This window comes from Streptomyces sp. SID5785 (assembly GCF_009870065.1).
Taxonomy (GTDB): domain Bacteria; phylum Actinomycetota; class Actinomycetes; order Streptomycetales; family Streptomycetaceae; genus Streptomyces.
In genome coordinates this window covers 1-5,429 of sequence record NZ_WWIA01000177.1, presented here as the reverse complement: position 1 = coordinate 5,429, position 5,429 = coordinate 1, and the positions used below count along the sequence as shown (strand labels likewise).

Below are 5,429 nucleotides of genomic sequence, written 5' to 3'. Positions count from 1 at the left end.
CCGCCCGCCCCGAGGGCCCCGGCCCCGACGGACGTGTGCGCGCTGGGCAAGCGCTACGGCGGCTGGGACCCCGACAGCCCGCAGTCGGCGATCTGCCGGAACGTCTACGGCGGCTGAAGCGGACCGCCCCTTCAAGCCCCGCGCCCCGTCAGGCCCCGCGCCGCGGCGGGCCCAGCGGCTCGCCGCCGGAGCGGCCGCCGCCCTCGTCGTCGTCCCCGTCGCGCTCGGCGTCGCCGTCCGGCGGCAGCGCCGCGACCTGCTGCTCCAGCCGGGCCAGGGCGGCGCGCACCCCGTCCCCGTATCCGTCGTCCCCGAGCGTGCCCGCGGCCGCACGGGCCCGGGCCAGATGGCTGCGGGCGGCGGCAGGCCGGCCCAGCTTCACGTAGTCCGCCGCCAGATTGAGGTGCAGCGACGGGTACAGGGAGCGCAGCGCCGGGGACGTCTCGTGCGCGGGGGTGCGGGGGTGGCCGGAGCGGGCGTCCGCAGCGGACAGCGCACGCAGGTCCCAGGCCAGCTCGTCGCCGGGGTCGTCCTGGGTGTCGGCCATGTAGTGCGCGAGCGTGCAGCGGTGCAGCGGGTCGCCGTGCTCGCCGACCTCGGCCCAGAGACCGAGGAGGCGGTCGCGCGCCTCCTCGCGGTCCCCGGCGTGCGCCAGCATGACCACCTGCCCGATGCGCGTCATCATGGCGTCGTCCGCTGCCCGCTCACGCTGCTGTGCCACTGGCTCCTCCAAGCTCGCCGCCGACGTGCCGCCACGCCTCCCGCGACGCTAACCGCCCTCGGCCGCGATCCCCGGCAGGCACGGCTCAGCCCAGATCGGGGATCTGCCAGTCGATCGGGGCGTGGCCCTGGGCCTCGACCGCCTTGTTGATCTGCGTGAACGGCTGCGAGCCGAAGAACTTCTTCGCGGACAGGGGCGAGGGGTGGGCGCCCTTGACGACGAGGTGCCGCTCCGTGTCGATGAGGGGGAGCTTCTTCTGCGCGTAGTTGCCCCACAGGACGAAGACGCAGGGGTCGGGGCGGTCGACCACGGCGCGGATCACGGCGTCGGTGAACTTCTCCCAGCCCTTGCCCTTGTGCGAGTTGGCCTCGCCGGAACGGACCGTCAGGACCGCGTTGAGCAGGAGGACGCCCTGCTCGGCCCACGGCATCAGATATCCGTTGTCCGGGATCGTGGTGCCCAGCTCGGCCTGCATCTCCTTGTAGATGTTCCGCAGGGAGGGCGGGGTCCTCACGCCGGGCCGCACCGAGAAGCACAGCCCGTGGCCCTGCCCCTCGCCGTGGTAGGGGTCCTGGCCGAGGACGAGCACCTTGACCCGGTCGTACGGCGTGGCCTCGAGCGCGGCGAAGACCTGGTCGCGCGGCGGGTAGACGGGACCCTTCGCGCGCTCCTCCTCGACGAACTCGGCGAGCTCCTTGAAGTAGGGCTTCTGCAGCTCCTCGCCGAGGACGCCGCGCCAGGACTCGGGCAGCATCGCGGTGTCGGTCACGTCAACAACCTCCGGGGTACGGTCACTTGCCCGGCCGGGGTGAGAAAGACCCACGCCCCGGCCGGTTCGACTACACCCCAGAACCTACCCGCGCCCACTGACAGCCGGTCGCGGGCGGGCCTTCCGGCCGCCGCTCACCAGCTGGTCTTGCGCGACAGCTCCCACATCATCATGATCGTCGACGGGTCCAGGGCCCGCTCGCCGCCGGATATCTCGTCGCTGGCCGCGATGAACTGCTTGCCCTGCCACAGCGGGAGCAGCCGCGCGTCCTGCGCCATGATCTGCTGGGCCCGTTCGAACTGCCGGACGACGGCGCCCCGGTCGCTCTCCTGGCGGGACTGCGGCAGCAGCCGGTCGGTGATCTCCGGGGAGACGTACGGCGTGCTCACCGCGTTCTCCTTGCCCACGAAGGGCGCGATGAAGTTGTCCGCGTCGGGGAAGTCGGGGAACCAGCCGCGCCCGAACACCGGGTACTCGCCCTTGCGGTAGCCCGCCTCGTACGTCTTCCAGGGCCGGCTCTTGAGCGTGACGTCGAAGAGCCCGGACGCCTCCAGCTGCTTCTTGATCTCCTCGAACTCGGGGGCGGTCGCCGAGCCGTAGCGGTCCGTGGTGTACCAGAGGGTCAGCGGGACGGGCGTGGTGATGCCGTCCTCGCGGAGGATCGCCGCGGCCTTGTCTGCGCTGGGCTCCCCGAAGTCGTCGAAGAAGTCGGTCGTGTGTCCGGTGAGCCCCTTGGGGACCATGGAGTACAGCGGTTCGACGGTGTCCTTGTAGACGTTGTGCGCGATGGCGCCTCGGTCGACCACCTGCGCGATCGCCCGGCGCACGGACCGCTTGCCCGCCCAGCGGTCCTTCGGGTTGAAGACCAGGTAGCTGATCTCGGTGCCCGCGCCCTCGACGAGCTGGAGTCCCTCGGAGCCGTGCTTGGCCTGGAGGTCGACGACGTCGGAGGCGGCCAGCCCGCGGAAGGTCGCGTCGATCTTCTTGTCCTTCAGGGCGGCCACCATCTCGGCCGAGTCCTCGAAGTAGCGGATGGTCACCGCGCTGTTCTTGCGGTCGGCGAAGCCGTCGTAGTGCTCGTTCCTGACCAGCTCGGCCTTCTCGCCGTCCTGGTAGGAGTCGAGCGCGTACGGACCGGAGCCGGTGATCCCGCCGTCGTCGCGGATCTTGTCCGCCGGGTACTCGCCCGGGTCGACGATCGACATCGCCGGGGTGGCGAGGACGAAGGGGAAGGTGGCGTCCGCCTTCTTCAGGTGAAACGTCACCTCTCGGTCGCCCTTGGTGGTGACACGGTCGAGGCTGCCCAGCAGCCCCATGGGGCCGCCCTTCACGCCGATCCTGCGGATACGGTCGATCGAGTACTTCACGGCGGCCGCGTCGAGGGTGTCGCCGTCGGAGAACTTCATGTCCGCGCGCAGGGTGCACCGGTACTCGCGGTTGCCACCGCCTTCGAAGCCGCACTCCGCGGCGTCGGCCTGCGGTTCGGCGGCACCGGCGGGGAAGGCGACGAGGGTCTGGTAGACGTTGCGGTACAGCTCCCAGGAGCCGTCCCAGGAGGCCGCGGGATCGAGGGTGCTGGGCGCGCTGGTCGTCCCGACCACGATCGGCTCCGCGTCCTCGGAGCCGCCTGAACCGATCAGTCCGCACCCGGTGAGCAGGGTGAGGGACGCAGTCGCCGCCAACGTGCGTGGGGCAAGCAACCGTTTGAACACGCGCACGCTCCTCGATCTGACATGCCAAGGGGTCGGCAGACCATATCGCAGTGCCCCGCCGGGTCAACCGCTTGATCCGACGGGGCACTTCGACCGCGAGGACGTTTGTCAGCCGTTGTCTGCCGACGCCCTTTAATTCGTGCTCAGCCGACGCCGGCGTTGAGGAAGATGCCGCCGTCCACGACCAGCGTCTGACCGGTGATCCAGTCGGACTGGGCCGAGGTGAGGAACGCCGCGGCGCCGCCGATGTCCTCCGGCACGCCGAGCCGGCCCAGCGGGTAGGACGCGGCGGCCTCGGCCTCCCGGCCCTCGTAGAGGGCCTGGGCGAACTTGGTCTTCACGACGGCCGGGGCGATCGAGTTGACCCGCACCTTCGGCGCGAACTCGTGGGCGAGCTGGAGCGTCAGGTTGACCATGGCGGCCTTGCTGATGCCGTAGGCGCCGATGAACGGCGAGGCGGAGACGCCGGCGACGGACGCGATGTTCACGATCGCGCCGCCGTTCTCCCGCTGCCAGGCCTTCCAGGTCTGCTGGGCGAAGCCGAGCGCCGAGACCACGTTGGTCTCGAAGACCTTGCGGGCCACGTCCAGATCGAGGTCGGCGATCGGGCCGAAGACCGGGTTGGTGCCCGCGTTGTTCACCAGGTGGTCGACGCGGCCGAAGGCCTCCATGGTGCGCTCGACGGCGGCGGCCTGGTGCGCCACGTCGTGGGCCTTGCCCGCGACGTACATCGCGCGGTCGGCGCCGAGGGACTCGACGGCCGCCTTCAGGGCGTCCTCTCCGCGGCCCGTGATGCAGACGCGGTCGCCGCGGGCCACGAGGGCCTCGGCGATGCCGTAGCCGATGCCGCGGCTCGCGCCGGTGATCAGGGCGACCTTGCCCGAGAGGGGCGGGAGTTCGGTGGTGTTCATGTCCGTTGCCTCCGGGTTCAGTTGAGCGGGCCGCCGGCCACGTACATGACCTGGCCGGAGACGAAGCCGGCCGCCTCGCCGGTGAAGAAGGCGATGGCGTTCGCGATGTCGTCGGGGCGGCCCACGCGCTGCACCGGGATCTGGGTCGCGGCGGCCGCCTGGAAGTCCTCGAAGCCCATGCCGACGCGCTCGGCGGTGGCCTTGGTCATCTCGGTGACGATGAAGCCCGGGGCGACGGCGTTGGCGGTGACGCCGAACTTGCCGAGCTCGATCGCGAGGGTCTTGGTGAAGCCCTGCAGACCGGCCTTGGCTGCGGAGTAGTTGACCTGGCCGCGGTTGCCCAGCGCGGACGAGGACGACAGGTTGACGATCCGGCCGAACTTGGCGTCCACCATGTGCTTCTGGACGGCCTTCGACATCAGGAACGCGCCGCGCAGGTGCACGCTCATGACCGTGTCCCAGTCGGACACGCTCATCTTGAACAGGAGGTTGTCCCGCAGCACGCCCGCGTTGTTCACGAGGATCGTGGGGGCGCCGAGCTCCTCGGCGATGCGCGCGACGGCGGCCTCGACCTGCGCCTCGTCGGAGACGTCGCAGCCGACGGCGAGGGCCGTGCCACCGGCGGCGGTGATCTGCTCGACGGTGTCCTTGCAGGCGGCCTCGTCGAGGTCGATCACGGCGACGGCGCGGCCCTCGGCGGCCAGGCGGATCGCGGTGGCGGCGCCGATGCCGCGCGCTGCTCCGGTGACGATCGCTACGCGCTGCTCAGTGGTGGACATGCTCTTCGGTCTCCTCGCCCTAGAGTGCGGCCGCTTCGCCCCGATGCGGGTGAGCGACCGCTTAGTACCCTGTGCGGGTGACGCTAGAAGCCCTGGCACGCGGTGTCAACGTACCCACCGCGTGCCCCTGATCACTCAGCGCACCAGCAGGTCGAGCAGCCGCTCGGCCTCCGCCGCCGGATCGGTGGTCAGACCCGTGTGCACGGGGCCCGGCTGCACCACCGTCGAACGGGGTGCGACCAGCCAGCGGTAGCGGCGTCCCGCGTCGTCGTCGGCGGCCTGGCCCGCACCCTCGCCGCCCGCGCAGTGCCGCTCGATCGCGCCGAGGACGGCGCGCACCCCGGCCACGTCGGCCTCCGGGTCGAGCGCGCGCAGCCGCGCCTCGTCCAGGTGGGTGAGCGCGGCGACGAACGACCTCGCCCGGCAGTAGACGACCACCCCGGCGTTGATCTGCTCGCCCCGTTCGATCCGGGGCACCACCCGCAGCAGCGCGTACTCGAAGACGTCACGGACGTCGCGCTCGCTCATCGGCCTGCA

Annotated in this window: 6 protein-coding genes; all 6 read right to left on the bottom strand. The window is 71.3% G+C overall.

Going from position 1 to position 5,429, the window contains the following annotated elements:
• Positions 1–148: 148 nt before the first annotated feature.
• A complete protein-coding gene (locus GTW43_RS05460) occupies positions 149–721 on the bottom strand; it encodes a hypothetical protein (protein ID WP_161300478.1) in 573 nt (190 codons plus the stop codon).
• Between the two features lie 85 nt (positions 722–806).
• Complete coding sequence (locus tag GTW43_RS05455) at positions 807–1,490, bottom strand: uracil-DNA glycosylase (protein WP_161300477.1); 684 nt, start codon at positions 1,488–1,490, stop codon at positions 807–809.
• Positions 1,491–1,624: 134 nt separating this feature from the next.
• Positions 1,625–3,208: an ABC transporter substrate-binding protein gene (locus tag GTW43_RS05450; protein WP_161300476.1), complete on the bottom strand. Its 1,584-nt coding sequence runs from the start codon at positions 3,206–3,208 to the stop codon at positions 1,625–1,627.
• Positions 3,209–3,345: 137 nt separating this feature from the next.
• Positions 3,346–4,113 carry an SDR family oxidoreductase gene (locus tag GTW43_RS05445; RefSeq protein ID WP_161300475.1) on the bottom strand — a complete coding sequence of 256 codons (768 nt, stop codon included), beginning with the start codon at positions 4,111–4,113 and terminating at the stop codon, positions 3,346–3,348.
• Between the two features lie 17 nt (positions 4,114–4,130).
• On the bottom strand, positions 4,131–4,892 hold the full coding sequence (fabG, locus tag GTW43_RS05440) for a 3-oxoacyl-ACP reductase FabG (protein WP_161300474.1): 762 nt from the start codon (positions 4,890–4,892) through the stop codon (positions 4,131–4,133).
• A gap of 135 nt (positions 4,893–5,027) precedes the next feature.
• Positions 5,028–5,420 carry a DUF3037 domain-containing protein gene (locus GTW43_RS05435; RefSeq protein ID WP_161300473.1) on the bottom strand — a complete coding sequence of 131 codons (393 nt, stop codon included), beginning with the start codon at positions 5,418–5,420 and terminating at the stop codon, positions 5,028–5,030.
• Positions 5,421–5,429 lie beyond the last annotated feature (9 nt).